The organism is Collimonas arenae, from assembly GCF_000786695.1.
Taxonomy (GTDB): domain Bacteria; phylum Pseudomonadota; class Gammaproteobacteria; order Burkholderiales; family Burkholderiaceae_D; genus Collimonas; species Collimonas arenae_A.
Window position 1 is genome coordinate 446,037 of the sequence record NZ_CP009962.1, and the last position, 26,012, is coordinate 472,048.

22 protein-coding genes and 4 tRNA genes are annotated in these 26,012 nt (G+C 55.7%); 17 read left to right on the forward strand and 9 right to left on the reverse strand.

The features are described 5' to 3' along the window. Positions 1 to 77 precede the first annotated feature (77 nt). On the forward strand, positions 78 to 542 hold the full coding sequence (locus LT85_RS01830; RefSeq protein ID WP_038484570.1) for an Lrp/AsnC family transcriptional regulator: 465 nt from the start codon (positions 78 to 80) through the stop codon (positions 540 to 542). A gap of 101 nt (positions 543 to 643) precedes the next feature. Here LT85_RS01830 and glmU read toward each other — a convergent pair whose 3' ends face one another. From glmU to LT85_RS01860, 6 genes are all read right to left on the reverse strand, one after another. After that, a complete protein-coding gene (gene glmU / locus LT85_RS01835; RefSeq protein ID WP_038484573.1) occupies positions 644 to 2,002 on the reverse strand; it encodes a bifunctional UDP-N-acetylglucosamine diphosphorylase/glucosamine-1-phosphate N-acetyltransferase GlmU in 1,359 nt (452 codons plus the stop codon). A gap of 197 nt (positions 2,003 to 2,199) precedes the next feature. Then, positions 2,200 to 2,790, reverse strand: coding sequence for a YXWGXW repeat-containing protein (locus tag LT85_RS01840; RefSeq protein ID WP_038484576.1), 591 nt, complete (start codon positions 2,788 to 2,790; stop codon positions 2,200 to 2,202). A gap of 130 nt (positions 2,791 to 2,920) precedes the next feature. Continuing rightward, positions 2,921 to 3,253 (reverse strand): YegP family protein, encoded by a 333-nt coding sequence (locus tag LT85_RS01845; protein ID WP_038484578.1) that lies wholly within the window; start codon positions 3,251 to 3,253, stop codon positions 2,921 to 2,923. Positions 3,254 to 3,405: 152 nt separating this feature from the next. Continuing rightward, entirely contained in the window at positions 3,406 to 4,353 is a 948-nt protein-coding gene (gene ttcA / locus LT85_RS01850; protein ID WP_253273644.1) for a tRNA 2-thiocytidine(32) synthetase TtcA, read from the reverse strand. Between the two features lie 42 nt (positions 4,354 to 4,395). Further along, complete coding sequence (locus LT85_RS01855) at positions 4,396 to 4,794, reverse strand: dihydroneopterin aldolase (RefSeq protein WP_038484584.1); 399 nt, start codon at positions 4,792 to 4,794, stop codon at positions 4,396 to 4,398. 7 nt (positions 4,795 to 4,801) lie between these two features. Then, complete coding sequence (locus LT85_RS01860) at positions 4,802 to 5,587, reverse strand: SDR family NAD(P)-dependent oxidoreductase (protein ID WP_038484587.1); 786 nt, start codon at positions 5,585 to 5,587, stop codon at positions 4,802 to 4,804. A 223-nt stretch (positions 5,588 to 5,810) separates the two neighbouring features. Between LT85_RS01860 and LT85_RS01865 the strand changes: the two genes are divergently transcribed. Beyond that, positions 5,811 to 6,983, forward strand: coding sequence for a class I SAM-dependent methyltransferase (locus LT85_RS01865; protein ID WP_038484591.1), 1,173 nt, complete (start codon positions 5,811 to 5,813; stop codon positions 6,981 to 6,983). A 40-nt stretch (positions 6,984 to 7,023) separates the two neighbouring features. After that, complete coding sequence (locus LT85_RS01870; protein ID WP_038484596.1) at positions 7,024 to 7,218, forward strand: DUF2905 domain-containing protein; 195 nt, start codon at positions 7,024 to 7,026, stop codon at positions 7,216 to 7,218. 51 nt (positions 7,219 to 7,269) lie between these two features. Here LT85_RS01870 and LT85_RS01875 read toward each other — a convergent pair whose 3' ends face one another. From LT85_RS01875 to LT85_RS01885, 3 genes are read right to left on the reverse strand one after another with little or no spacing between them, the layout of a single operon-like run. Further along, entirely contained in the window at positions 7,270 to 7,626 is a 357-nt protein-coding gene (locus LT85_RS01875; protein ID WP_038484599.1) for an ArsC/Spx/MgsR family protein, read from the reverse strand. Continuing rightward, the gene (kefC, locus tag LT85_RS01880; protein ID WP_038484602.1) at positions 7,623 to 9,467 is read right to left on the reverse strand and encodes a glutathione-regulated potassium-efflux system protein KefC; all 1,845 of its coding nucleotides are present in this window, start codon (positions 9,465 to 9,467) and stop codon (positions 7,623 to 7,625) included. Before kefC ends, LT85_RS01875 begins: the two co-directional genes overlap by 4 nt. A 5-nt stretch (positions 9,468 to 9,472) precedes the next feature. Then, complete coding sequence (locus tag LT85_RS01885) at positions 9,473 to 10,060, reverse strand: NAD(P)H-dependent oxidoreductase (protein WP_038484605.1); 588 nt, start codon at positions 10,058 to 10,060, stop codon at positions 9,473 to 9,475. 230 nt (positions 10,061 to 10,290) lie between these two features. Between LT85_RS01885 and LT85_RS01890 the strand changes: the two genes are divergently transcribed. The 14 genes from LT85_RS01890 to rpoC all read left to right on the forward strand — a co-directional run bounded on the left by LT85_RS01890 (position 10,291) and on the right by rpoC (position 25,929). Continuing rightward, a complete protein-coding gene (locus tag LT85_RS01890) occupies positions 10,291 to 11,370 on the forward strand; it encodes a gamma-glutamyl-gamma-aminobutyrate hydrolase family protein (protein WP_038484608.1) in 1,080 nt (359 codons plus the stop codon). Between the two features lie 170 nt (positions 11,371 to 11,540). After that, positions 11,541 to 11,626 (forward strand) — tRNA-Tyr (locus tag LT85_RS01895). An 80-nt stretch (positions 11,627 to 11,706) separates the two neighbouring features. Continuing rightward, a tRNA-Gly gene (locus LT85_RS01900) sits at positions 11,707 to 11,780 on the forward strand. Between the two features lie 63 nt (positions 11,781 to 11,843). Next, positions 11,844 to 11,918 (forward strand) — tRNA-Thr (locus LT85_RS01905). Between the two features lie 165 nt (positions 11,919 to 12,083). Beyond that, positions 12,084 to 13,280, forward strand: coding sequence for an elongation factor Tu (tuf, locus tag LT85_RS01910; protein ID WP_038484611.1), 1,197 nt, complete (start codon positions 12,084 to 12,086; stop codon positions 13,278 to 13,280). Between the two features lie 111 nt (positions 13,281 to 13,391). Continuing rightward, positions 13,392 to 13,467: transfer RNA gene (locus LT85_RS01915), tRNA-Trp, on the forward strand. A 46-nt stretch (positions 13,468 to 13,513) separates the two neighbouring features. After that, complete coding sequence (gene secE / locus LT85_RS01920; protein WP_038484614.1) at positions 13,514 to 13,897, forward strand: preprotein translocase subunit SecE; 384 nt, start codon at positions 13,514 to 13,516, stop codon at positions 13,895 to 13,897. Next, positions 13,897 to 14,496, forward strand: coding sequence for a transcription termination/antitermination protein NusG (gene nusG / locus LT85_RS01925; RefSeq protein ID WP_038484618.1), 600 nt, complete (start codon positions 13,897 to 13,899; stop codon positions 14,494 to 14,496). Before secE ends, nusG begins: the two co-directional genes overlap by 1 nt. A gap of 141 nt (positions 14,497 to 14,637) precedes the next feature. After that, positions 14,638 to 15,069: a 50S ribosomal protein L11 gene (gene rplK, locus LT85_RS01930; RefSeq protein ID WP_038484621.1), complete on the forward strand. Its 432-nt coding sequence runs from the start codon at positions 14,638 to 14,640 to the stop codon at positions 15,067 to 15,069. Beyond that, positions 15,069 to 15,764, forward strand: a complete 696-nt coding sequence (gene rplA, locus LT85_RS01935) for a 50S ribosomal protein L1 (RefSeq protein ID WP_038484624.1) — start codon at positions 15,069 to 15,071, stop codon at positions 15,762 to 15,764. The genes rplK and rplA overlap by 1 nt, the downstream gene beginning before the upstream one ends. A 379-nt stretch (positions 15,765 to 16,143) precedes the next feature. Then, the gene (gene rplJ, locus LT85_RS01940; RefSeq protein WP_038484626.1) at positions 16,144 to 16,647 is read left to right on the forward strand and encodes a 50S ribosomal protein L10; all 504 of its coding nucleotides are present in this window, start codon (positions 16,144 to 16,146) and stop codon (positions 16,645 to 16,647) included. 75 nt (positions 16,648 to 16,722) lie between these two features. After that, the gene (gene rplL, locus LT85_RS01945; protein ID WP_038484628.1) at positions 16,723 to 17,097 is read left to right on the forward strand and encodes a 50S ribosomal protein L7/L12; all 375 of its coding nucleotides are present in this window, start codon (positions 16,723 to 16,725) and stop codon (positions 17,095 to 17,097) included. Between the two features lie 269 nt (positions 17,098 to 17,366). Next, complete coding sequence (rpoB, locus tag LT85_RS01955; protein ID WP_038484634.1) at positions 17,367 to 21,473, forward strand: DNA-directed RNA polymerase subunit beta; 4,107 nt, start codon at positions 17,367 to 17,369, stop codon at positions 21,471 to 21,473. Between the two features lie 217 nt (positions 21,474 to 21,690). Beyond that, the gene (rpoC, locus tag LT85_RS01960) at positions 21,691 to 25,929 is read left to right on the forward strand and encodes a DNA-directed RNA polymerase subunit beta' (protein WP_038484637.1); all 4,239 of its coding nucleotides are present in this window, start codon (positions 21,691 to 21,693) and stop codon (positions 25,927 to 25,929) included. Positions 25,930 to 26,012: the final 83 nt, after the last annotated feature.

Sequence of the window (26,012 nt, forward strand, 5' to 3'; positions counted from 1 at the left end):
ATTATTTCACTGTATACATTTTGTGAAATATTATTTCATTTTTATTTATAAATATCTCATAAATTGCATATCGCACCATGGACATTGTTTTAGACGAGCTCGATAAGCGCATCTTGAACGCATTGCAGCTGGATGCTTCACAAACGAATCATCAACTGGCGCAACAGGTGCATGCGTCGCCGCCGACCTGTTTGCGGCGTGTCAAGCGTTTGACCGATGCCGGCGTCATCTTGCGGCAGGTGGCGATCATCGCACCGGACAAGGTGGGGGCTGGACTTACTGCGATTGTCGAAGTCACGCTGGACAATCAGGCGGATGAGCGTTTGGTGGAGTTCGAGGCGCTGGTGGCGGCTGAGCCGATGCTGCTGCAATGCTATCGGGTTTCGCCCGGGCCGGATTTTGTGCTGGTGGTGCAAGTGGCGGACATGGCGGCCTACCATGCACTGGCGCACCAGTTGTTTGCCGCGCAGAAGAATGTGCGCAATGTGCGGACTTACTTCTCGATCCACCGCAGCAAATTCGATACCCGGCTGGCGGTATAAAAAAATGGATAGCGCCGGTCGAAACCGGTGGCTATCCATGGCTTGCTGATTTACTGCTTGTTTCTTATTTGTTTGTTATTTGCTTCGTACTTATTTCTTACTTACTTCTTGATCTTCACAGGCCGTTGCCAGCCATCAATCGTGACCTGGCGTGACCGCGATACGGTCAGCTTGCCTTCCGGCGCATCCTTGGTCAGCGTGGTGCCGGCACCGAGCGTGGCGCCTTTGCCGACGCGCACAGGCGCTACCAGTTGGCTGTCGCTGCCGATGAAGGCGTCGTCTTCGATGATGGTGCGGAATTTATTGGCGCCGTCGTAGTTGCAGGTAATGGTGCCGGCGCCGATATTCACTCGCGTTCCTACTGTGGCATCACCGACATAGGCCAGGTGATTGGCCTTGCTGTGCGCCGCGACCTGGCTGTTTTTGACTTCGACGAAATTACCGATGTGGACGTCTTCGCCGAGTTCGGTGCCGGGGCGCAGGCGTGCATACGGGCCGATTTGCGAAGCCGCGCCGACGATTGCATCTTCTATATGGCAGAAGGGTTTGATGTTGGCGTCGCGGCCGATGCGGGCGTTCTTGATCACGCAATGGGCGCCGATCACCGCGCCGTCTTCGATGCTGACTTCGCCTTCGAAGATGCAACCGATATCGATGCTGACATCGCGGCCGCATTGCAGCGTGCCGCGCACATCCAGGCGGGCCGGATCAAGCAAGGTCACGCCTTGTTCCAGCAAGCGGTTGGCGATGTTGCGCTGGTGGATGCGCTCCAGTTCGGCCAGCTGCACCTTGCTGTTGACGCCCAGGGTTTCCGCTATCGCATCGGGCTGCGCCGAGACGACCGGCGTGCCGTCGGCGACGGCGCTGGCGACGATGTCGGTCAGATAATATTCGCCTTGCGCGTTGTTATTGGAGAGTCCGGCCAGCCATTTTTTCAGTTGCACTGTCGGGGCGACCATGATGCCGGTGTTGCATTCACGGATGGCGCGCTGTTCCGGCGTCGCGTCTTTCTGTTCGACGATGCTGGTGATCTTGCCTTGTTCGCGGACGATGCGGCCGTAGCCGGTAGGGTCTTCCATATCGACTGTCAGCACCGCCAGCTTGTCGGCGCCCGCACTGTCGATGAGGCGTTGCAGCGTGTTGCTGGCAATCAGCGGTACGTCGCCGTAGAGCACCAGCGTCGGCACCACATCGTCCAGGTGCGCAGCGGCTTGCGCCACGGCGTGGCCGGTGCCCAGTTGCGGCTCTTGCTTGGCGAAGACCAGGTCGTCAGCAGCCAGCGAGCGCGGCACGGCATCGCCGCCATGGCCGTAGATTACGCACAGAGTAGTGGGAGACAGCGCGCGCGCCGCCGTGATCACATGCGATAGCAACGGCTTGCCCGCCAGGGGATGCAACACCTTGGGGAGTGCGGACTGCATGCGCTTGCCCATGCCGGCAGCGAGAATGACAATGTTCATGGTCAATATAGAAAGGGAAGTGGAAACGGCGGGTGGGAAATTCTAGCATGCGCAGTGCTGTCGGCATTGGCGCCGATACCGATTGCACAACAATTTGCCGAAACTAAATCGCCCCAGGACCGGATTAGCGGTAATGGGGCGATGTACGGGACGACATGCGGGGCGGCATACGTCGCGCGCCGCGCTAGCTAAGCCAGTTAATAGTGCTGCCAGAAACCGCCGGAGAAGGCCCAGTTGTTGCCATTGCGGACCCAGTGGCCCGGCGCCCAGAAATAACCGTCGCGGCGCGCTTCCCAGTGGCCGTTGATCCAGTCATGGCGGCCGTTGTTCCAGCGCCAGTAGCCGCCGATCCAGACGTGGTCAGGACTCGGCGCCGGGGGCATGACCTCGATCCGTGGCGGCGGCGGCGCAACATTGATCACGATCGGCGCGGCGTTGTAAGTATTGTTGATCTGCACCCAGCGGCCAGGATGGAATACCCATTGACCGCCGTCATTGCTCCAGTAAGCGTGCTGGAAAACCATATTGGCGCGGGACTGTTCCCAGTGACCGTTGTTCCAGACAAAGCGGTTGTTTTCCCACTTCCAGTGACCAGGGATCCAGTAAGAATCAGGATAGGGCGCCGGCGGCAGCACTTCAACCAGCGGCGCAGGCGGCGCTTGCACGACTTTGACTTCGCGGTATACGACCTGTGTGCGGGGCGGTTCCACTACACAGCCGGCCAGCGACACGGTCGCTGCTGCTACGGCTGACAATACCAAATAACGTTGAAAACGACGACGGTTCATTTATGTCTCCAGAGAAAGATCCTCGGTATTAAACGAAAAGCCGTACGGAATGAATACAGGGATTACAAATACTTGCAATATACCCGCCGCAAGCCGCTCCCGGAGGTTGCAGGCCGCCTGCCGCGAAGGGTCAGGCTTCGTCTTTCACATTGGTATTGGGGCCGTTTTTCTTGACGGCGTTGATGCCGGCGTCGCGGGCGCTGGTGGTGCTGTACATCTGGCTGCTGCCGATGACCTGGTGATTGGCGGCTTTCAGGTTGAAATAGAATTTGCCGTTGGAAGCCTGGTTGCGGCTATAGCGATCATCTTGCGTGCTGTTGTTTTGCACCGAAGCGATGCCGTTTTCGGCGGAGGCCTTGGCGACGTACATTTCGCTGTTGAGCACGACTTCGCCGTCGTCAGAGTAGAGCAGGAAGTAAAACTGTCCATCTACAGACTTCTTGAGTACATAGGACCCTGCCATTGCGCTTCTCCTGTTTATAGTTGCAGACGAAGCGGTGACGAAATAGCTACTTATCCATCCGACCGCCGCTCGTCCACTTTAATTATATAGCTCTGAGGGTTAATTCAATACTGCTGCTTGATCAACGCATCGATACGTTAACGCTTTGACGTTCAATCGACCGCGTGCAGCGGAATGATGCTGGCCACGTTAGCGCTGGCCGGCGTCGAGCAAGGATCGTCGTCAAACGCGATATCGCCGTTCGGATCGGCGATGCCGCTTGCCTTGAGTCCTGTGAAGCCGAACAGGTTGCGGTCCATCAGATGTGACGGCGCCACTGTCGACAGCGAGGCGAAGACATTGTCGACCCGGCCCGGGAATTTCTTTTCCCATTCGCGCAACATGCCCTTGATCTGCTTGCGCTGCAGGTTTTCCTGGCTGCCGCACAGATCGCAGGGGATGATCGGAAACTGCTTGACCTCGGCATAGCGGATCAGGTCGGCTTCCTTGACGTAGGCCAATGGCCGGATGACGATCTGCTTGCCGTCGTCCGATTGCAGCTTGGCCGGCATGCTCTTCAGTTTGCCGCCGAAAAACATGTTGAGGAAAAAGGTTTCCATGATGTCGTCGCGGTGATGGCCGAGAGCGACCTTGGTCGCACCCAGTTCGGTGGCGACCCGGTACAGGATGCCGCGCCGCAGCCGTGAACACAGCGAGCAAGTGGTCTTGCCCTCCGGGATCAGGCGCTTGACGATGCTGTAGGTATCCTGGTTTTCGATGTGATAGGCGACGCCCAGTTTTTCCAGGTAGGCCGGCAGAATGTGATCGGGGAAATTCGGCTGTTTCTGGTCCAGGTTGACCGCCACGATCTCGAAATTGATCGGCGCCCGCTCGCGCAAGGTCATCAGGATATCCAGCAGGGCGTAGCTATCTTTGCCGCCGGACAGGCAGACCATCACCTTGTCGCCGTCTTCGATCATGTTGAAATCGCCGATTGCCTGGCCGACCTGGCGGCACAAGCGCTTATGCAGCTTGTTGTTTTCGTGGGCGATCTTTTCGATGCTTTTCTGGTTCGGGGCGACAGTGTCGGCCAGCGCTTGCGCCAATGGTTGGTCTTGCATAAGGACTTCCTGCTTCAATAGGTCATTCATGGTGATTCAAACTCAGGCTTTCGGCTTGATGCGGAATACTTCGACGCCGACCGAGCGGCAGTCCGGGTAGGCATCGGGTTTTTCAGACGACACCCGCACCGCGCGTACCCGTGGATGCGCCAGCAAGGCGCTGACGAGGTCGTCGCACAGGGTTTCCTGCAAATGGATATGGCCTTGTGCCATGCGCTTGGCCACGGTATTGCGCATGAAATTGTAATCCAGCACGTCATCCATATGGTCTTTGGTCGGTGTCGACAGGGCCAACGGCACAAACAGGTCGACATTGATCAGCGCGCGCTGCGTGCCTTGTTTTTCGGATTCGTAGACGCCGATATTGATCTGCACTTCGTAGTCGCGCAGGAACAGGCGACGGCAATCGCTAAGGTCGGGATGGATGAGTGCAGAGAGCATGGCTTTTTCAGTGAGGTTGGAACGGTTGGCCTGATGCGGCGGCCTTGTCCCGTGGATGAGTTTGCAAATGTTGGCCGCCATCGACCAGCAGCGTACTGCCGGTAATGGCGGAGGAGGCAGCGACAAAACAGACTGTCGCTGCGATATCTTCCAATGTGGCGGGATTGGCGGCTTGCAGCGCCAATGTTTGGCCACCGGCGTCGGTCACGGCCAGCGCCGGGGCGATGCCGACTACCCGTACCTGCGGCGCGAAGGCCTGCGCCAGCAAGGTGGTGGCGCTGTGTAGCGCGGCTTTGGACAAAGTATAGGATAAAAAATCCGGCTGCGGATTGAACAGCTTCTGGTCCAGCAGGTTGATTACGACTGCCTGCGCGCCAGGCGTCTTTAGCATCGCCGCATACAGTTCCTGCGCCAGTTGGAGCGGTGCGGCCAGGTTGCCTTGCATGTGCCGGGCCAGTCCGGCGGAGGAAAACGCGGCAGGACTATCTTGTTCGACATGGCTGTCGTTGTTGACAATGCAACGAACCTCGCCCAGCGCCGCCGCAACACGCGGCAGCAGCGTGCTGATCTGGCTTTCCTGGTTCAAACGACAGCCGACGGCGACAGCTTGCGCGCCTAATGCCTGGCATTCCTGCACAAGGGCCGTGAGCGGTGCCGGCGGCTGGTCTTCCTGGTAATGAAGCGCCAGTTGCCATCCCGCACGCGCCAGCGCCAGAGCAATGGCACGGCCGACCGCATTGGCGGCGTCAGTGACAAGGGCTACGGCGTGAGGCTGATGGACTGGCTTTGGCATGGTACCTCATGTTTTGTTGTTGGCAATTAATGGCTTCGTGCATATTGTGGACGCAGGCGCTGATTAAACTTTAGAGGCTATTGAAAAATTAACCTGGCGTTGTTGCTTCTCCTAGCCGTACTACTCGTACTGTCTTGGTCGGAGCGCTTAGCCATCTTAATTTTTCAACAGCCTCTTAGCATCGAGTGCTTTACGCTCTGGCGTTATCTCCTACAATAGCGGCATGCAACTGCAATTACCCGAAGCTTCGGTCGAAGCACAGCGCGCATCGCGCCTGTTACACAACCTGATCGCCACTGAAATCCGCCTGCAACAGGGCTGGATTTCGTTCGCACGTTATATGGAACTGTTGCTGTACGCGCCGGATCTCGGTTATTACAGCGGCGGCGCAGCAAAATTGGGCAAAGACGGTGATTTTACAACCGCGCCCGAAATTACGCCGCTTTTTGGCGCAGCTTTGGCGCATTTGGCAACAGAATTGTTCACTTCGTCGCCATCGCTGCAGCCACAGATACTCGAATTTGGCGCCGGCAGCGGCCAACTGGCTTTCGATATCTTGAGTGAGCTGGCGGCCGGTTCCGATGAAAAAAGCGCGTTGCAGGGCTATTACATTGTCGAATTGTCAGCAGAACTGCGCGCACGCCAGCAACTGAAATTGCGTGAATTTCCGCAAGTGCAGTGGCTGGACCGCTTACCCGAAGCGTTTTCCGGCGTGGTGCTCGGCAACGAGGTGCTGGACGCCATGCCGGTGGAACTGGTGGTGCTGGGCGAGCAAGGGCAGGGCTGGCAGCAGCGTGGTGTCGGCCTGTCGGGTAATGATCAATTTATCTATATCGACCGGCCTGCCGATCCAGCGCTGATTGCCCAGATTCCTGAGGCCGATACGCTGACGCCGGGCCATCTGACGGAAGTACACCCGGTCGCCATCGGCTTCATGCACTCGTTGGGAGCGATGCTGAAAGCCGGGCGAGGCGGCGTCGCCATCTTCTTCGATTACGGCTTCCCGGCAGCGGAATATTATCTGCAGCAGCGTGACCAGGGCACCTTGATGTGCCATTACCGCCATCATGCGCATCCAGATCCTTTCTATATGCCGGGTTTGCAGGATGTGACCGCGCACGTGGATTTCACGGCGATGGCAGTGGCCGCCCTGGATTCGGGGCTGGAACTGCTGGGTTACAGCAGCCAGGCGGCATTTCTGCTGGAAGCCGGAATTGGCCAATTGTTATTACGCACATCGCCGGAAAACGCCTTGCAATACCTGCCGCAAGCCAATGCCATGCAAAAATTGGTGTCGCCGGCCGAGATGGGCGAGCTGTTCAAGGTGCTGGTAGTGGGCATGGCGGCGGAATTACCCGAGCGCTTCAGCCGCCATGACCGTAGCCATCGCCTGTAAGTCTAAGCCTGACTATGACTATCTTCCTTGAAGGTCTGACATGATCCGCTGGATGCTGGTGATCTTCGTCGCCGTAATCGTGTTTTCCAGCACCTTGCCCTGGCTGGAAAAACTCGGCCTCGGGCGCCTGCCCGGCGATGTGCGCTTCACCTTGTTCGGCAGGAAATTTTCGCTGCCGTTCGCTTCGACCGTCTTGTTGTCGGTGGTGATTTTCCTGCTGGTGCGGATACTTTAAAACATCGGCTTAATCGGCTTAGTATCACCGGTTCTCGCAGGTTATCTCAGGTCAAATGCCAAACAATGGATTGACCAACTCCGGCGGCCGGGCAATCACTGCGTGCTTTTGGTAAACCACAATCGGCCGCTGCAGCAGTTTCGGATGCGCTGCCAGCGCTTCCAGCAACGCTGCGTCATCGGCTTGCGCGAGATCGAGCGCTGCATATTCAGGTTCATTGTCGCGCAGCATGGCGCTAACGGGACCTCCCAAGGTTCGATGCAAAGCCTGCAATTGGGCCAGCGTCAGCGGCGTCTTCTGGTAATCGATTACTTCCAGTTTGAGCTTGCGCGTGTTGCTGAATTGCTCGGCAATCGCCAACGCCTCGCGCGATTTCGAGCAGCGCTGGTTGTGATAAATCGTGATCATTGTGCTTCCTTTGTAGGTTGATCCAGCGGCAATACCTCGTCGTCCCAGCCGCTGGCGGGCATATCCTCGCGCAAGATGCGGTCATGCGCAAACATTTCTTCGAGTTCTTCGCGCGCCTGCTTGGCGATGGAGACGATTTGCTGCTGGTCTTTTTGATGCGGATACATGTCGTGCAGGGTTTGCAAATTATGCGCACGGAATTTCATGGCTGCCTGGCGCGCGCGATAGGCGCCGAAACCAAGCTGGCGCAAGGCTTCGCGGCCCAGCAGCAGCGCCGATTCGAAGGTTTCCCGTTCGATCACGGTGACGCCCAGGTCCATCAAGTCAAAGTAATGTGTGACGTTGCGTGCCCGAGCGATGATTTGCAAGTCGGGAAATTCGTGGCGCACCGCCTCCACCAGTTTCAGGCTGCCTTCGATATCGTCCAGCGCCACCACCAGCAAGCGCGCGTTGGCGATGCCGGCCGCATGCATCAGATCGATGCGGGTGGCGTCACCGTAGAACACCTTGAAGCCGAAACGGCGCAGCAGTTCGATCTGGTCGGGGTCGTGATCCAGCACGGTCAGGCCGATCTTGTTGGCATGCAGCAGACGGCCGATGATTTGGCCGAAGCGGCCGAAGCCTGCAATGATCACCGGGTTTTCGTTGTCGTCGATGTCGTCATCGGGACGTTTTTGCGCTTTCAGGAAGTAAGGCGCGATGACTTTGTCGTACAACACTAGCAGCAAAGGCGTGGTCACCATTGACAAGGCCACTACCACTACCAGGATTGACGAGGTTTCTTCCGAAAACACACGTGCGGTGGCGGCCGCGCCGAACACCACAAAAGCAAATTCCCCGCCTTGCGACAGCAACGCCGCAAACAGGAATTGCTGGGCGCGGGCGATCTGGAAGACCTTGCTGAGCAGGTATAGCACAGTCAGCTTGATAACTAGGAAGCCGGCCACCAGCCCCAGGATCAGCCATGGCTTGGTCAGCAGCAAGCCGAAGTCGACCGACATGCCGACGGCAATAAAGAACAGTCCCAACAGCAAGCCTTTGAACGGCTCCAGATCGGTTTCCAGCGCGTGTCGGTATTCCGAATCGGCCAGCAGCACGCCAGCCAGGAAGCTGCCTAAAGCCATCGACATGCCGACCGATTCCATCAGCAGACCGATAGCGATCACCAGCAATAGCGCAAAGGCGGTGAAGATTTCGCGCAGTTCGGTGCGCGCAATCAGCCGCAGGAGAGGGCGAATCAGGTAGCGGCCGCCGACGATCAGCGTGGCGATCACCGCCACCACCTTGAGACCGCCGATCCAGCCTTCGCCGCTTCCATGCGCGACCGCCACGCCCAATACCGGCACGATGGCGATCATCGGGATCGCGGCGATGTCCTGGAACAGCAGGATCGCAAATCCGGCGCGGCCTGCAGGCGTCGTCGTTAATTTGCGCTCATTGATGGTGGCGAGGGCGATCGCGGTGGAGGACAGCGACATGCCGAGCGCTGCGATCAGAGCAGTTTTCCAATCGACGCCGACGGCGACAGCTGCGCCAAACAGCGCTAGCGACACCATGGACACCTGTGCCGTGCCCCAACCGAAAATCGAGCGCCGCAGCGACCACAAGCGCTTGGGGTCCAGCTCCAGACCGATCATAAACAATAGCAACACGACGCCGAATTCGGAGAAATGGAGGATGTCTTCGACGTTATCGATCAGGCGCAGGCCCCACGGCCCGATCGTCATGCCTGCCAGCAGATAGCCGAGCACAGCTCCCAGCCCCAGACGTTTGGCGATCGGCACCGCTACGACTGCTGCCGCCAGGTAAATCAAGCCGTTGAATAAAAGATTATTTTCCATGATGCTCAGTTGCCGGTGAGTGATGTGGTTGAATTTGCAGCCAGCAACTCAGGCCAGTTCGGATAGTTCGCCAGACGCTTGCGGTAGGTTTCGATATACGCCGCCAGGGTCTGCTGGTTGACTTGGTGTGCGCCAAACAACAAATGTGGCGGCAGCCAGTTCATGCCGCACAGCTGCGCGGTTTGCTGGAACGCAGGGAGGAAAGCGGAGAAGGGCATCAGGTTATGTCCTTCGGCTTGATACGAGCGCTCTGAGCCGCCTAGCGTGGCGACCAGCCAGAAATCCTTGCCGTGCAAGGCGTCGCCGCCAGGGCCGTAGGCCCAGCCGGGCGTGAAGACCGAATCGACCCATTGTTTCAGCAGCGCCGGCATGCTGTACCACTGGATCGGGTGCTGGAACACGACCAGGTCCGCTTCTTGCAACAGGGCTTGCTCGCGCCGTACAGGGATATGGAAGTCGGGGTATAGCTCATAGAGATCATGTACTTTGACATTCGGCACTTTGGCGGCGGCTTCGGCCATGCGCCGGTTGGCGCGCGAGTGGTGCGGCGTCGGATGTGCGTACAGGATCAGGGTTTGCGGCGGTTTGGTCATGGTCGGCGATGGCGGTTCTGGACGGAATCGATAAAAATAAGGGGAAACGGCTGAGTCGACAGGAAATTCAGGATGAACTGATCACGAAAACAATGCTCACACACCAATCGGGCCTATACTTTGGCAAGCAGTTTTTGACCGGCCTCTCGTGGCGACGCGCTGTTTTGTTTGCAGCCACATGCTAGCAGTACTTTCTCAAACATTTTTACTTCTGACAATTCCTAACAAATATGTCTGACAATAAACCGAGTGATCCGACCAGCGATCCTGCCCAATCCGTTCCCGAGGGAGCGATCGAAACCAAACAAATCATTTCCGCTGAATCCGGCCCGGCCGCGCCGGTTCCGGACGCTGTCAAGGAAGCCGCGCAAGAGCGACCGCAAGCGGCGGCAGCTCAGCCGCAACCTGCCGCAGCAGGCGGATTCAAGGCAGCCGATGATTCCGCCCCCTGGCCGCAAACCTGGAAGCTGATTGCGGCGCGGTTCCGTGCGCTGTCCGACAAAGCCGGCCGGCGCATGATGCAGCGGACCTTGAAGATCGGCATTTCCGCGCGGATCTTCCATCCGGAAGAAGGCGCCAAAGGCTTGCGTGGCCGTACCTTGCAATATCTGGAGGAATCGATCGCACAGTGGGTAATGTCGCGCAATGTGTTGGTGTTTATGATTCCTACGGTCAACACAAACGGTCTGGTCCATCCCAGCTCGATTCGCCTGCGCGATTACGCCAAGCATCTGGATGGCCTGGTGTTGCAGGGCGGTGCCGACGTATCGCCGCAAAGCTATGCCCAAGCCGCAACCCGGCCGGAGTGGGGCGGCGATCGGGTACGCGATATGTACGAGCTGGAGCTGCTGCATGAATTCATTGAAGCCGGCAAGCCGGTGCTGGGGATTTGCCGCGGTTGCCAGTTAATCAACGTGGCGTTTGGCGGCACCTTGTACCAGGACATCGCAACCGATGTGCCGACATCGATCAAGCACGTGAACGATGAGTACGATCGCTTGCACCATGCGATCCAGTTCCCGCCAGGTTCCTCTTTGGCAACTTTATTCAATGCCCATGGCGGCGAGCAAAGCGAGTGGGTGGTGAATTCCATCCACCACCAGGCTGTACGTGACCTGGGACGGGACCTGACAGTGGAAGCCATCTCCGGCAGCGACAATATCGTGGAGGCAATTCGTTATCGCAAGGCATCTTTTGTCATGGGTTTGCAATGGCACCCGGAATTCCACCGTGCCGGCGGTCCGCAGTTGCTGGATTGCACGCCAATCCTCGATGGATTTTTAAGAGCTGCACGCGAGACGCGTTTCTGATATTATCTCGCGCCTTGGCTGGTGAAGTGTTGAAACGCACTTTTCCCGATTCCGGCCGGGCCCGATGTCATTGCAGCGGGGAAATTGAAAAAACTAAGAAATATTTAGAAGAAATCGATTTCCGCAGTTGACACTCAAAGGGTGCTTTACTATAATCTGGGGTTCCCTGCGGAGAGGTGGCCGAGTGGTTAATGGCAGCAGACTGTAAATCTGCCCTCTTACGAGTACGCTGGTTCGAATCCAGCCCTCTCCACCATTTTGGGAAGAAGTAAAAGGCAGTTGCAGTAAAAATTGTTGTAGCGGTAGAAGTGAAGTGAGCTGAATTGAAGTGATCTCGCGGGTGTAGCTCAATGGTAGAGCTGAAGCCTTCCAAGCTTATGACGAGGGTTCGATTCCCTTCACCCGCTCCAGTAGATTTTGCAAGAATATTAAGTTGGGCGTGTTGTTAATAATAAAAACACGCGGACAGCATAGCCCTTGTAGCTCAGTGGTAGAGCACTCCCTTGGTAAGGGAGAGGCCACGTGTTCGATCCACGTCAAGGGCACCAGATTTAGTATCTCGGTTTTGTTTGCGGCGCTGGCATTGGCGTCGTAAAAGTTGGATGTCACTATGGATTCGGGTAGTAGTAAGAATACTGCTGATTCGAGTTTTCAATCTGTAAGACGGTCGGGCGCTGGCCTGAACATTCTCATCAAATCTTTAGGAGTCTAAGATGGCAAAAGGCAAGTTTGAGCGGACCAAGCCGCACGTCAACGTCGGCACTATCGGCCACGTCGACCACGGCAAGACCACGCTGACAGCAGCGATCGCGACAGTATTGTCGAAGAAATTTGGCGGCGAAGCCAAAGCGTACGATCAGATTGACGCAGCGCCAGAAGAAAAAGCGCGCGGCATCACGATCAACACTGCACACGTTGAATACGAAACTGCCAACCGCCACTACGCGCACGTTGACTGCCCAGGCCATGCTGACTATGTGAAAAACATGATCACCGGTGCGGCACAGATGGACGGTGCGATCCTGGTATGTTCGGCAGCTGACGGCCCAATGCCACAGACTCGTGAGCACATCCTGTTGTCGCGTCAGGTTGGCGTGCCATACATCATCGTGTTCCTGAACAAAGCGGACATGGTCGACGACGAAGAGTTGCTCGAGCTGGTTGAAATGGAAGTGCGCGAACTGCTGACCAAGTATGATTTCCCAGGCGACGACCTGCCAATCATCAAGGGTTCGGCGAAGCTGGCTCTGGAAGGCGACACTGGCCCATTGGGCGAGCAAGCGATCATGGCTCTGGCTGAAGCGCTGGATACCTACATCCCGACACCGGAACGTGCTGTTGACGGTCACTTCCTGTTGCCAGTGGAAGACGTATTCTCGATCTCGGGTCGCGGTACTGTTGTAACCGGCCGTATCGAGCGCGGTATCGTCAAGGTTGGCGAAGCACTGCAAATCGTTGGTATCCGTGATACACAAGATACAACATGTACTGGCGTTGAAATGTTCCGCAAGCTGCTGGACCAAGGTCAGGCAGGCGACAACGTAGGTGTGTTGTTGCGCGGCACCAAGCGTGAAGACGTGGAGCGGGGCCAGGTATTGGCCAAGCCGAACTCGATCAAGCCACACAAGCATTTCACTGGCGAGATCTATGTTCTGTCGAAAGACGAAGGCGGCCGTCACACACCATTCTTCAACAACTATCGTCCACAGTTCTACTTCCGTACAACGGACGTGACTGGTTCGATCGAGTTGCCGAAGGATAAAGAAATGGTGATGCCAGGCGATAACGTGTCGATCACAGTAATGCTGATCAACCCGATCGCGATGGAAGAAGGTCTGCGTTTCGCGATCCGCGAAGGTGGTCGTACTGTTGGTGCAGGCGTTGTTGCTAAGATCCTGCCTGACGCGTAATTGAAGTAGCAGTAATCGCCGCGACCCGGGAAAATCCCGCCTCGCGGCGTTAATGTCTGATCAGCTTGCACGAAGTTGCCAAGCGAACTGGTCAAAAAGTGTTTTAAGCGTAGGGGTGTAGCTCAATTGGCAGAGCGCCGGTCTCCAAAACCGGAGGTTGGGGGTTCGATGCCCTCCGCCCCTGCCACCGATTCGGGTGTAGGGTACTGAAAGTCACTGAAAGTAAGCCGCGTATGTCTAACCACCCTGTGCAAACTGTCGGCGAATCCGGCAGCAAGCTCAAAGTAATATTGGCAGTTTTGGCTGTCGTCGCCGGCGTTGTCGGCTTTTATTTTTTGTCGGGCCAGTCTGGTCTGGTGCGTACTAGTGCGCTGGTTGCCGGCTTGGTGGTAGCAGTCGCCCTCGCATGGACTTCGACTCAAGGCCGTGAATTCGTTGGTTTCGCCAAAGAAGCCGTCCGTGAGACAAAAAAGGTAGTCTGGCCAACCCGTAAGGAAGCGATGCAGATCACTGCCATCGTTTTCGCATTTGTGCTGGTGATGGCGATTTTCCTGTGGGGCATCGATAAGCTCCTTGAGGTCTTGTTGTACGACGTAATATTGGGTTGGAAACAATAATGAGCGATAGCACACAAAACGATGCGCAAGCAACGCCGCCTGCTGTAACGCCTTCGGCGCCAGCGGGCAAAAAGCGCTGGTATGTGGTGCATGCTTATTCCGGTATGGAAAAGAGCGTGCAACGCGCGCTTGCCGAGCGTATTACACGCGCTGGAATGGATGAGCAGTTTGGTCAGATCCTGGTGCCGACTGAAGAAGTGATTGAAGTTAAGAATGGCCAGAAGGCGGTTACCGAACGTCGTTTCTTCCCGGGCTATGTCCTGGTTGAGATGGAAATGACGGACGAAACCTGGCATCTGGTAAAGAACACCAACAAGGTAACCGGTTTCATCGGCGGCAAGTCGAACAAGCCTACGCCGATTCCGCAGCATGAAGTCGACAAGATCATGCAGCAGATGCAAGACGGTATTGAGAAGCCGCGGCCTAAGGTTCTGTATGAAGTCGGTGAGCTGGTGCGTATCAAGGAAGGTGCTTTCACCGACTTCAACGGTAATGTCGAAGAAGTGAACTACGAAAAATCGCGCGTGCGCGTGACCGTCACCATTTTTGGCCGCGCCACACCGGTAGAGCTGGAATTCGACAAGGTCGAAAAGGTTTAAGAATTTGAATCAACGCCGTTCGGAGCGTCATGAGTGAGAACTCAAGGAATCCGATGCAGTAAGAGGAGCCCCACTAGATCGCCGCCCAGCACATCGGGTTGATCAAAAAGGCGCTAATACTCACTTAACGTAGGAGCCATCATGGCAAAGAAAATCATTGGTTTTATCAAGCTGCAAGTTCCAGCTGGTAAAGCAAACCCATCCCCACCGATTGGTCCAGCACTGGGTCAGCGCGGTTTGAACATCATGGAATTCTGTAAGGCATTTAATGCCCAGACCCAAGGTGTTGAACCAGGTCTGCCAATTCCAGTCGTGATCACCGCGTTCGCTGACAAGTCCTTCACTTTCGTGATGAAGACTCCTCCAGCAACGATCCTGATCAAGAAAGCTGCTGGCATCACTAAGGGTTCGGCTAAGCCGCATACCGACAAAGTCGGTTCGATCACCCGTAAGCAAGCAGAAGAAATCGCTACCTTGAAGAAGCCCGATTTGACTGGTGCTGATCTGGAAGCCGGCGTTCGTACTATCGCTGGTTCTGCTCGTTCGATGGGCATCACGGTGGAGGGTCTGTAATGGCTAAGTTAACTAAACGCGCAAAAGCGATCAAAGCTAAAGTTGATCGCACCAAGGCATATCCATTCGATAACGCTGTTGCGTTGATCAAGGAATGCGCTAACGCAAAATTCAATGAATCGATCGACGTATCCGTCCAACTGGGCGTTGATGCCAAGAAATCGGATCAAGTGGTTCGTGGTTCCGTCGTGCTGCCAGCAGGCACAGGCAAGACCGTTCGCGTTGCAGTATTTGCTTCCGGCGAAAAAGCCGAACAAGCTAAAGCTGCCGGCGCCGACATCGTTGGTATGGAAGACCTGGCTGAGCAGATCAAAGCCGGTAACATGCCTTTCGATATCGTGATCGCATCGCCAGATACCATGCGTATCGTTGGTACCCTGGGTCAGATCCTGGGCCCACGCGGCTTGATGCCAAATCCGAAGGTCGGTACTGTTACTCCTGACGTCGCTACTGCCGTCAAGAACGCAAAAGCCGGTCAAGTGCAATACCGTACCGACAAAGCCGGTATCGTTCACGCAACCATCGGTCGTAAATCGTTTAGCGATGCAGAACTGAAGTCCAACTTGTTGGCACTGATCGACGCATTGAGCAAAGCAAAGCCAGCCACCAGCAAGGGTGTATACCTGCGCAAGATCTCAATGTCTTCGACTATGGGCGCTGGCGTCCGTGTCGACCAGTCGACATTGGCTGCTTAAGCTTAATAAAGTATTGCGGGACAGAGTTAAGCGTAGCGCTACTCTGTCCTCAACTGATTAAAAGTTAAGTCCTGAAGACCTTGGTCTTCAGGCGAATCTTTGGGCTGGACCTGTATTGGAAGTAACGATGCAAGTCCAGGCAATCAAAGACCGTTGGGCGGCGTGCAGCAGCCGGGCACAAAGTTAAACCGCGGAAGTAACCCAACGCAGATGGTGTACCCGAACAAGTTTTGCAGTCTCATCGCTGCGTGCTGATTTACTCTGAGTAATCATGCGCAAGTTCTGAACTCCTAACTTCGGACGCCGTGTTCGAACCGATGTAAGGAAAGCAGCCATTTGCGGTTGTGTCATATCCGAGCATCATTTTTGGAGGTTGATCTTGAGTCTCAATCTGAATGACAAAAAGGCCGTAGTCGCTGAAGTCTCCGCAAAAGTAGCAAACGCGCAGACTATCGTTGTGGCCGAATATCGTGGCATCCAGGTTGGTCACTTGACCCAACTGCGCGCTAATGCGCGTACCCAGGGTGTGTATCTGCGTGTGTTGAAAAATACACTCGCACGTCGCGCCGTTGAAGGTACCGCGTTTGCCGACCTCGCCTCACAAATGACCGGCCCGTTGATCTATTCGATCTCCGAGGATGCCGTTGCTGCTGCAAAAGTCATCAATGACTTTGCAAAAACCAACGACAAACTGGTTGTTAAGGCAGGTAACTTCGCTGGCAAGTCGCTTGATAAAGCGGGTGTGCAAGCGTTGGCAAACATTCCAAGTCGCGAAGTTCTGCTGGCCCAGGTTGTGGGCATGATGCAGATGCCGATCGCTGGATTTGTGCGTGGTTTGGCTGCTCTCGCAGCGAAAAAAGAAGCCGAAACTACTGCTGCTTAATCAAGCACGTACTCGGCGCTTTTTTAGCGTTAATACCAATCAGATGTATTTACTGTAAAAAATTAGGAGTTTCAAATGGCTTTTGACAAAGACGCATTCCTGTCACAAATCGACACATTGACAGTTATGGAATTGAATGACCTGGTTAAGGCATTCGAAGAGAAGTTTGGCGTTTCGGCAGCTGCAGTTGCTGTTGCTGGCGGCGCAGGCGGCGGTGCAGCTGCTGCTGTTGAAGAGCAAACTGAGTTCACCGTTGTTCTGTCGGAAATCGGCGCGAACAAGGTTGGCGTAATTAAGGCTGTTCGCGAAATCACTGGTCTGGGCTTGAAAGAAGCTAAAGACCTGGTTGACGGTGCACCGAAGCCAGTTAAAGAAGGCGTTTCGAAGGCCGACGCTGAAGCAGCACAGAAGAAGCTGGTTGAAGCTGGCGCAAAAGCTGACATCAAGTAATTTCAGCTTTTTTGAGCGCATTTATTGCGCTGGAGTCAAAGTGCAGAACTCTCGAAAAGGAGAGTTCGGCTTTGGCTCCTTTGTCGTTTTCGAATTTGTTTAGCGCTTGTTGTTTTATTAAGCGTCCGTTGCCATCAAGCTCGAAGGGCTGAGACTTGAGGAATTGTTGGTTAAGACAGTGTAGCCGGACCATTAGTTTTGTCTAGTTTCATTGAAAGATCCAGCGAATCCTGAATTCTCTATCCTTCCTGTCACTCACGGAGTGTTCAATGCACTACTCATTTACTGAGAAGAAGCGTATTCGTAAATCCTTTGCGAAACGCGCTAACGTTCACCACGTTCCGTTCCTGCTGGCGACCCAGCTCGAGTCGTATCTTGGCTTTTTACAAGCAGACAAAGTACCGTCTCAACGTAAGAATGAGGGCCTTCAATCGGCTTTCACTTCTATTTTCCCTATCGTTTCGCACAATGGTTTTGCGCGTCTCGAGTTCCTGTCCTACGTTCTCGGCGATCCGCCGTTCGACGTCAAGGAATGCCAACAACGTGGATTGACGTTCGCGTCGCCTCTGCGTGCCAAGGTACGCCTGGTGATTCTGGATAAAGAATCGCCGACCAAGCCGGTCGTCAAGGAAATGAAAGAACAAGAAGTCTACATGGGCGAATTGCCGCTCATGACGACTACCGGTTCGTTCGTTATCAACGGCACCGAGCGCGTCATCGTATCGCAGCTGCATCGCTCGCCAGGCGTGTTCTTTGAACATGACCGCGGCAAGACGCACTCGTCCGGCAAATTGCTGTTCTCCGCACGTATCATTCCTTACCGCGGTTCATGGCTCGACTTCGAATTCGACCCGAAAGACATCCTGTTCTTCCGCGTCGACCGTCGCCGCAAGATGCCAGTCACAATCCTGCTGAAAGCGATCGGCATGTCGGTCGAGCAGATCCTGGCCAATTTCTTCGTGTTCGACAACTTCGCGTTGCGTAACGAAGGCGCAGAGATGGAATTCGTTGCAGAACGCCTGCGTGGCGAAGTCGCGCGTTTCGACATCACCGACAAAGCCGGCAAGGTCCTGGTCGCTAAAGACAAGCGTATCAATTCCAAGCACGTGCGTGACGTGGAAGCTGCAGGCATCAAGCATATCTCGGTACCGGAAGACTATCTGCTGGGCCGCGTATTGGCGCGCAACATCGTTGACGGCGACACAGGCGAAGTGGTCGCCAATGCCAACGACGAGTTGACGGAAGAATTGCTGGCCAAGCTGCGTGAAGCGGATATCAGCGATATCCAGACCCTGTACACCAACGATCTGGACCAAGGTAGCTACATCTCGCAAACACTGCGTAGCGATGACACCAATGACCAGATGGCCGCCCGCGTTGCGATCTATCGCATGATGCGTCCAGGCGAACCGCCAACCGAAGATTCGGTTGAGGCGCTGTTCAACGGTCTGTTCTACAACGCTGACCGTTACGATCTGTCGGCTGTCGGCCGCATGAAGTTCAACCGCCGCATTGGCCGCGACGAACTGACTGGCGCCATGACGCTGTCGAACGAAGACGTGCTGGCTGTGATCAAGATCCTGGTGGAATTGCGTAACGGCCGCGGCGAAGTGGACGATATCGATCACTTGGGTAACCGTCGTGTGCGTTGTGTCGGCGAACTGGCCGAGAACCAGTTCCGTGCCGGTCTGGTGCGCGTTGAGCGTGCAGTCAAGGAACGCCTCGGCCAAGCCGAAGCGGACAACCTGATGCCGCACGACCTGATCAATTCCAAGCCGATTTCGGCCGCTATCCGTGAATTCTTCGGTTCGTCGCAGTTGTCGCAGTTTATGGACCAGACCAACCCGCTGTCGGAAATCACCCACAAGCGCCGTGTATCGGCACTTGGACCGGGCGGTTTGACCCGTGAGCGCGCTGGCTTTGAAGTCCGCGACGTGCATCCGACCCATTATGGCCGCGTATGCCCGATCGAAACGCCTGAGGGACCGAACATTGGTCTGATCAACTCGCTGGCTTTGTATGCTCGCCTGAACGAATACGGTTTCCTCGAGACCCCGTACCGCAAAGTTGAAGACAGCAAGGTTACCGACCAGATCGACTATCTGTCGGCAATTGAAGAGGGCCGCTATATCATCGCCCAGGCGAATGCGACCATCGACAAGTCCCTGAAGCTGTCGGATGAACTGGTTTCTGCGCGTGAAGCAGGCGAAACGATCCTGGTATCGCCGGAACGTGTCCAGTACATGGACGTGGCGCCAGGCCAAGTGGTTTCGGTAGCGGCATCGCTGATCCCGTTCCTCGAACACGATGACGCGAACCGTGCATTGATGGGCGCCAACATGCAGCGTCAGGCAGTTCCATGCCTGCGCCCAGAGAAGGCATTGGTTGGTACCGGTATCGAACGTACCGTGGCAGTTGACTCGGGTACTACCGTGCAGGCACTGCGTGGCGGTATCGTTGACTACGTCGATGCAGGCCGCGTCGTTATTCGCGTGAATGACGAAGAAGCGACTGCCGGCGAAGTCGGTGTCGATATCTACAACCTGATCAAGTACACACGTTCCAACCAGAACACCAACATCAACCAGCGGCCGATCGTGCAAGTTGGTGACCGTGTCGCTAAGCACGACGTGATCGCCGACGGCGCATCGACCGATCTGGGCGAACTGGCTCTGGGTCAGAACATGTTGGTGGCGTTTATGCCATGGAACGGCTACAACTTCGAAGATTCGATCCTGATCTCCGAAAAAGTTGTTGCGGACGACCGCTACACTTCGATCCATATCGAAGAGTTGTCGGTAGTTGCTCGCGACACCAAGCTGGGCGCTGAAGAAATCACCCGCGACATCTCCAACCTGGCCGAAAACCAGTTGGCGCGTCTGGATGAATCCGGCATCGTTTACATCGGTGCTGAAGTCGAAGCCGGCGATACGCTGGTCGGTAAGGTGACGCCTAAGGGGGAAACCCAGCTGACGCCAGAAGAAAAGCTGCTGCGCGCGATCTTCGGCGAAAAAGCATCGGACGTAAAAGATACATCGCTGCGCGTGCCTTCCGGCATGGTCGGCACCGTGATCGATGTGCAAGTGTTTACCCGCGAAGGCATCCAACGCGACAAGCGTGCACAGCAGATCATCGACGACGAACTGCAACGCTATCGCCTGGATCTGAACGACCAGTTGCGTATCGTTGAAGGCGATGCCTTCGAGCGTCTGGAGCGTATGCTGATCGGCAAGGTTGTCAATGGCGGGCCGAAGAAACTGGCCAAAGGCACCAAGCTGACCAAGGAATACCTGGCAGACCTGGACAAATATCACTGGTTCGATATCCGCCCTGCGGACGACGATGCAGCGGTAGCGCTGGAAGCGATCAAGGAATCGATCGCCGAGAAGCGCCACCAGTTCGACCTGGCATTTGAAGAGAAGCGCAAGAAGCTGACCCAAGGTGATGAGCTGCAGCCTGGCGTGCAAAAAATGGTCAAGGTTTACCTGGCTGTTAAGCGCCGTCTGCAACCAGGCGACAAGATGGCCGGCCGTCACGGTAACAAGGGTGTGGTTTCGCGCATCTTGCCTATCGAAGACATGCCGCACATGGCAGACGGTACGCCGGCAGATATCGTGCTGAACCCGTTGGGCGTTCCATCGCGGATGAACATCGGTCAGGTTCTGGAAGTGCATCTGGGCTGGGCTGCCAAGGGTCTGGGTCTGCGTATCGGCGAAATGCTGAAGGCGCAAACCAAGATTGCCGAACTGCGCAAGTTCCTCAACACCATCTACAACGAATCGGGCAAGACCGAAGACCTGGATGCGATGAGCGACGAGGAAATCCTGCACCTGGCGGACAACCTGAAGCTAGGTGTACCGTTCGCAACGCCAGTGTTTGACGGTGCGCATGAAGATGAAATCCGCCGCATGCTGGATCTGGCTTATCCGGACGCCATCGCCAAGCAACTGGGTATGACGCCATCGAAGAATCAGGTCACGATGTATGACGGCCGTACCGGTGAAGCTTTCGAGCGTAACGTTACCGTCGGCTACATGCATTACCTGAAACTGCACCATCTGGTCGACGACAAGATGCATGCACGTTCCACCGGTCCTTATTCGTTGGTGACCCAGCAGCCGCTGGGTGGTAAAGCGCAGTTCGGTGGCCAGCGTTTCGGTGAGATGGAAGTTTGGGCATTGGAAGCTTACGGCGCGTCGTACGTGCTGCAAGAAATGCTGACAGTGAAGTCGGATGACGTAAACGGTCGTACCAAAGTGTATGAAAACCTGGTCAAGGGTGACCATGTAATCGACGCTGGCATGCCGGAATCCTTCAACGTGTTGTTGAAAGAAATCCGCTCGCTGGGTATCGACATGGATTTGGATCGCGAATAAGCGATCCAAATCGACCGTCCCTCATTGTGGGACAGAGGCGGCCAGCAATGGCTTTAAGAGGCGCCGAAAGGCGACGAATTACTCTGTCCCCAACTGACTAGACCGTGAGATCGAGTTAGACCGGACTGCAGCGATACAAAGGAAGTGGGGGTGATCAAATTCCCCCGCGCAGCAACAGTAAAGAATCTTAGTTTCTTCACGCCAACTGGAGTGATACATGAAAGCACTGCTCGATTTATTCAAGCAAGTTCAGCAAAATGAACAGTTCGACTCGATCAAGATTGGTCTGGCGTCGCCCGAAAAAATCCGTTCATGGTCTTATGGCGAAGTAAAAAAGCCTGAAACCATCAACTATCGTACCTTCAAGCCAGAGCGCGACGGTTTGTTCTGCGCCAAGATTTTTGGCCCGATCAAAGACTACGAATGCCTCTGCGGCAAGTACAAGCGTCTGAAGCATCGCGGTGTGATCTGCGAAAAGTGCGGCGTTGAAGTCACGCTGGCCAAGGTGCGCCGTGAGCGCATGGGCCACATCGAACTGGCTTCGCCTACTGCACATATCTGGTTCCTGAAATCGCTGCCGTCGCGTCTGGGCATGGTCCTCGACATGACCCTGCGGGATATCGAACGCGTATTGTATTTTGAAGCCTACGTTATCACTGATCCAGGCATGACGCCGCTGAAGCGCTGCCAGATCATGTCGGAAGACGATTACGCCGCCAAGTACGAAGAGTACGGCGACGATTTCACCGCATTCATGGGCGCTGAAGGCATCCGTGAGTTGCTGCGCGCGATCGATATCGACCGCGATGCGGAAACCCTGCGCCAGGAATTGAAAGAATCGAAGTCCGAAGCCAAGATCAAGAAATACGCCAAGCGCCTGAAAGTGCTGGAAGCGTTCCAACGTTCGGGCATCAAGCCTGACTGGATGATCATGGAAGTGTTGCCGGTGCTGCCGCCTGAGTTGCGTCCGCTGGTACCGCTGGATGGCGGCCGTTTCGCTACCTCCGATCTGAACGACCTGTATCGCCGCGTCATCAACCGTAACAACCGTCTGAAGCGCCTGATGGAATTGCGCGCTCCGGAAATCATCACCCGCAACGAAAAGCGGATGTTGCAGGAAGCGGTTGACTCGCTGCTGGATAACGGCCGTCGCGGTAAGGCAATGACAGGCGCCAACAAGCGTCCTCTGAAATCCCTGGCAGAAATGATCAAGGGTAAGGGCGGCCGTTTCCGTCAGAACTTGCTGGGTAAGCGCGTCGACTACTCCGGTCGTTCGGTTATCGTGGTGGGTCCACAACTGAAACTGCATCAATGCGGTTTGCCGAAATTGATGGCTCTGGAGCTGTTCAAGCCATTCATTTTCCACAAGCTGGAAGTGATGGGCATCGCCAGCACCATCAAGGCAGCCAAGAAAGAAGTTGAAAACCAGACTTCGGTCGTGTGGGACATTCTGGAAGACGTGATCCGTGAACATCCGGTCATGTTGAACCGTGCGCCTACTTTGCACCGTCTGGGTATCCAAGCGTTTGAACCGGTCCTGATCGAAGGCAAGGCAATTCAATTGCACCCGCTGGTTTGCGCCGCATTCAATGCCGACTTTGACGGTGACCAGATGGCGGTCCACGTTCCATTGTCGATCGAAGCGCAAATGGAAGCACGCACTTTGATGCTGGCTTCCAACAACATCCTGTTCCCGTCGAACGGCGAACCGTCGATCGTGCCGTCCCAGGATATCGTGCTGGGTCTGTACTACGCCACCCGTGAGCAAATCAACGGCAAGGGCGAAGGCATGATGTTCCCTGACGTGTCGGAAGCCATTCGCGCCTACGACAACAAGGAAGTCGAACTGACTACCCGCATTACCGTGCGTATTACCGAGTATCCGAAGGATCCGGCAACAGGTGAATTCGTCAAGACCATCAAGCGCTACGAAACAACCGTTGGCCGCGCTATCTTGTCGGAAATCCTGCCGAAGGGCCTGCCATTCACCGTGCTGAACCGCGCGTTGAAGAAAAAGGAAATCTCGAAGCTGATCAACACGTCGTTCCGCAAATGCGGTCTGCGCGCTACGGTGGTGTTTGCCGACCAGTTGATGCAGTCCGGTTTCCGCCTGGCGACCCGTGCAGGTATTTCGATCTGCGTGGATGACATGCTGGTACCGCCACAAAAGGCAACCATCATCGCCACCGCAGAACAAGAAGTGAAACAGATCGAACAGCAGTACTCGTCCGGTCTGGTGACTGCCGGCGAACGCTACAACAAAGTGGTGGACATCTGGGGCAAGGCCGGCGACGACGTCGGCAAGGCCATGATGGAACAACTGAAGGTGGAAGACGTGGTTCGCCGCGACGGCACCAAGGGTACTCAGGAATCGTTCAACGCGATTTACATGATGGCCGACTCCGGTGCGCGTGGTTCCGCAGCGCAGATTCGTCAGCTGGCCGGTATGCGTGGCCTGATGGCGAAACCGGATGGTTCGATTATCGAAACGCCGATCACCGCGAACTTCCGCGAAGGTCTGAACGTTTTGCAGTACTTTATTTCGACGCACGGTGCGCGTAAAGGTCTGGCCGATACCGCGCTGAAAACAGCGAACTCGGGTTACCTGACACGCCGTTTGGTCGATGTGACCCAGGATCTGGTCGTGATCGAAGATGATTGCGGCACTTCCAACGGCGCGTCGATGAAGGCGATGGTTGAAGGCGGTGAAGTGATCGAAGCGCTGCGCGACCGTATCCTCGGCCGTGTTGCTGCCAACGATATCGTCAATCCTGAAACACAAGGCACCTTGTACGAGTCCGGTACGTTGCTGGACGAAGATGCGGTGGAAGAAATCGAACGCCTCGGCATCGATGAGGTCAAGGTCCGTACGCCGCTGACTTGCGACACACGCTACGGCCTGTGCGCGCAATGTTACGGTCGCGATCTGGGCCGCGGCACGCTGGTCAACAACGGTGAAGCAGTCGGTGTGGTTGCTGCGCAGTCGATCGGTGAGCCAGGTACCCAGCTGACCATGCGTACCTTCCACATCGGTGGTGCGGCATCGCGTTCGGCAGTGGCATCGAGTGTTGAAGCCAAGTCCAACGGTACGGTTCGCTTCACAGCGACCATGCGTTACGTGACTAACGGCAAGGGTGAATTGATCGTGATTTCCCGTTCCGGTGAAGTCCTGATCACTGACGACCACGGCCGTGAGCGCGAGCGTCATAAAGTACCTTACGGTGCGACCCTGATCGTCAAAGATGGCTTGACCATCAAGGCGGGTACGGCATTGGCAACATGGGATCCGCTGACTCGTCCGATCATTACCGAGTACACAGGTACTGTCCGTTTCGAGAACGTCGAAGAAGGTTCGACCGTTGCCCGTCAGATCGATGAAGTGACCGGTCTGTCGACATTGGTGGTTATCGATGCGAAGCGCCGTGGTTCGGTGACCAAGACTGTTCGTCCACAAGTTAAGCTGTTGAACGAGCAAGGCGAAGAAGTCAAGATTGCCGGTACTGAACACGCAGTGACCATCGGCTTCCAGGTTGGCGCGCTGATTACCGTGAAAGACGGTCAGCAAGTACACGTTGGTGAAGTGCTGGCGCGTATCCCGACAGAATCGCAAAAGACGCGCGATATTACCGGGGGTCTGCCACGTGTTGCCGAACTGTTCGAAGCGCGTTCGCCGAAGGATGCAGGTATGCTGGCTGAAGTCACAGGTACTGTGGCGTTCGGTAAGGAAACCAAGGGCAAGCAACGTCTGGAAATCACAGACATGGACGGCAACAAGCACGAGTTCCTGATTACCAAGGACAAGCAAGTGCTGGTACATGACGGCCAGGTTGTGAACAAGGGTGAAATGATTGTCGACGGCCCGGCCGATCCGCAAGACATCCTGCGCCTGTTGGGTATCGAAGCGCTGGCACGTTATATCGTCGACGAAGTGCAAGACGTGTACCGTTTGCAAGGCGTGAAGATCAACGACAAGCACATCGAAGTGATTGTGCGCCAGATGCTGCGTCGCGTTCAGATCGTTGATGCCGGCGATGCTTCGTACATCACTGGTGAGCAAGTCGAGCGTTCGGAACTGCTGGACGAAAACGATCGTGTGATTGCAGCTGGCAAGATTCCTGCAACCTACGAGAACGTATTGCTGGGTATTACCAAGGCATCGCTGTCGACCGATTCGTTCATCTCGGCCGCATCGTTCCAGGAAACTACCCGCGTGTTGACCGAAGCTGCAATCATGGGCAAGAAAGACACGTTGCGCGGCCTGAAGGAAAACGTGATCGTTGGTCGTCTGATCCCAGCCGGTACCGGTCTCGCATTCCACCGCGCCCGCAAGGAAAAAGACAGCTGGGAAGCGGAAGAGCGCACAGCACTGTTGCAATCCGAGCAGGCAGCGCGTCTTGCTGCAGCGGAAGCGCGCGCAGCTGAAGAGCTGGGCGCACAAGAAAGCGGCGAAGCTTAATCCTTTTAGTGGATTAGCAAGTAAAACGGCGGTGGATGAGAAATCATCTACCGCCGTTTTTATTTATGGCTGAAGATAAGTAT

Bases quoted from the DNA above. Each gene is read 5' to 3' on its own strand.
- LT85_RS01830 (WP_038484570.1), top strand. From the start codon at position 78: ATGGACATTGTTTTAGACGAGCTCGATAAGCGCATCTTGAACGCATTG.
- glmU (WP_038484573.1), bottom strand. From the start codon at position 2,002: ATGAACATTGTCATTCTCGCTGCCGGCATGGGCAAGCGCATGCAGTCC.
- LT85_RS01840 (WP_038484576.1), bottom strand. From the start codon at position 2,790: ATGAACCGTCGTCGTTTTCAACGTTATTTGGTATTGTCAGCCGTAGCA.
- LT85_RS01845 (WP_038484578.1), bottom strand. From the start codon at position 3,253: ATGGCAGGGTCCTATGTACTCAAGAAGTCTGTAGATGGACAGTTTTAC.
- ttcA (WP_253273644.1), bottom strand. From the start codon at position 4,353: ATGCAAGACCAACCATTGGCGCAAGCGCTGGCCGACACTGTCGCCCCG.
- LT85_RS01855 (WP_038484584.1), bottom strand. From the start codon at position 4,794: ATGCTCTCTGCACTCATCCATCCCGACCTTAGCGATTGCCGTCGCCTG.
- LT85_RS01860 (WP_038484587.1), bottom strand. From the start codon at position 5,587: ATGCCAAAGCCAGTCCATCAGCCTCACGCCGTAGCCCTTGTCACTGAC.
- LT85_RS01865 (WP_038484591.1), top strand. From the start codon at position 5,811: ATGCAACTGCAATTACCCGAAGCTTCGGTCGAAGCACAGCGCGCATCG.
- LT85_RS01870 (WP_038484596.1), top strand. From the start codon at position 7,024: ATGATCCGCTGGATGCTGGTGATCTTCGTCGCCGTAATCGTGTTTTCC.
- LT85_RS01875 (WP_038484599.1), bottom strand. From the start codon at position 7,626: ATGATCACGATTTATCACAACCAGCGCTGCTCGAAATCGCGCGAGGCG.
- kefC (WP_038484602.1), bottom strand. From the start codon at position 9,467: ATGGAAAATAATCTTTTATTCAACGGCTTGATTTACCTGGCGGCAGCA.
- LT85_RS01885 (WP_038484605.1), bottom strand. From the start codon at position 10,060: ATGACCAAACCGCCGCAAACCCTGATCCTGTACGCACATCCGACGCCG.
- LT85_RS01890 (WP_038484608.1), top strand. From the start codon at position 10,291: ATGTCTGACAATAAACCGAGTGATCCGACCAGCGATCCTGCCCAATCC.
- tuf (WP_038484611.1), top strand. From the start codon at position 12,084: ATGGCAAAAGGCAAGTTTGAGCGGACCAAGCCGCACGTCAACGTCGGC.
- secE (WP_038484614.1), top strand. From the start codon at position 13,514: ATGTCTAACCACCCTGTGCAAACTGTCGGCGAATCCGGCAGCAAGCTC.
- nusG (WP_038484618.1), top strand. From the start codon at position 13,897: ATGAGCGATAGCACACAAAACGATGCGCAAGCAACGCCGCCTGCTGTA.
- rplK (WP_038484621.1), top strand. From the start codon at position 14,638: ATGGCAAAGAAAATCATTGGTTTTATCAAGCTGCAAGTTCCAGCTGGT.
- rplA (WP_038484624.1), top strand. From the start codon at position 15,069: ATGGCTAAGTTAACTAAACGCGCAAAAGCGATCAAAGCTAAAGTTGAT.
- rplL (WP_038484628.1), top strand. From the start codon at position 16,723: ATGGCTTTTGACAAAGACGCATTCCTGTCACAAATCGACACATTGACA.
- rpoB (WP_038484634.1), top strand. From the start codon at position 17,367: ATGCACTACTCATTTACTGAGAAGAAGCGTATTCGTAAATCCTTTGCG.
- rpoC (WP_038484637.1), top strand. From the start codon at position 21,691: ATGAAAGCACTGCTCGATTTATTCAAGCAAGTTCAGCAAAATGAACAG.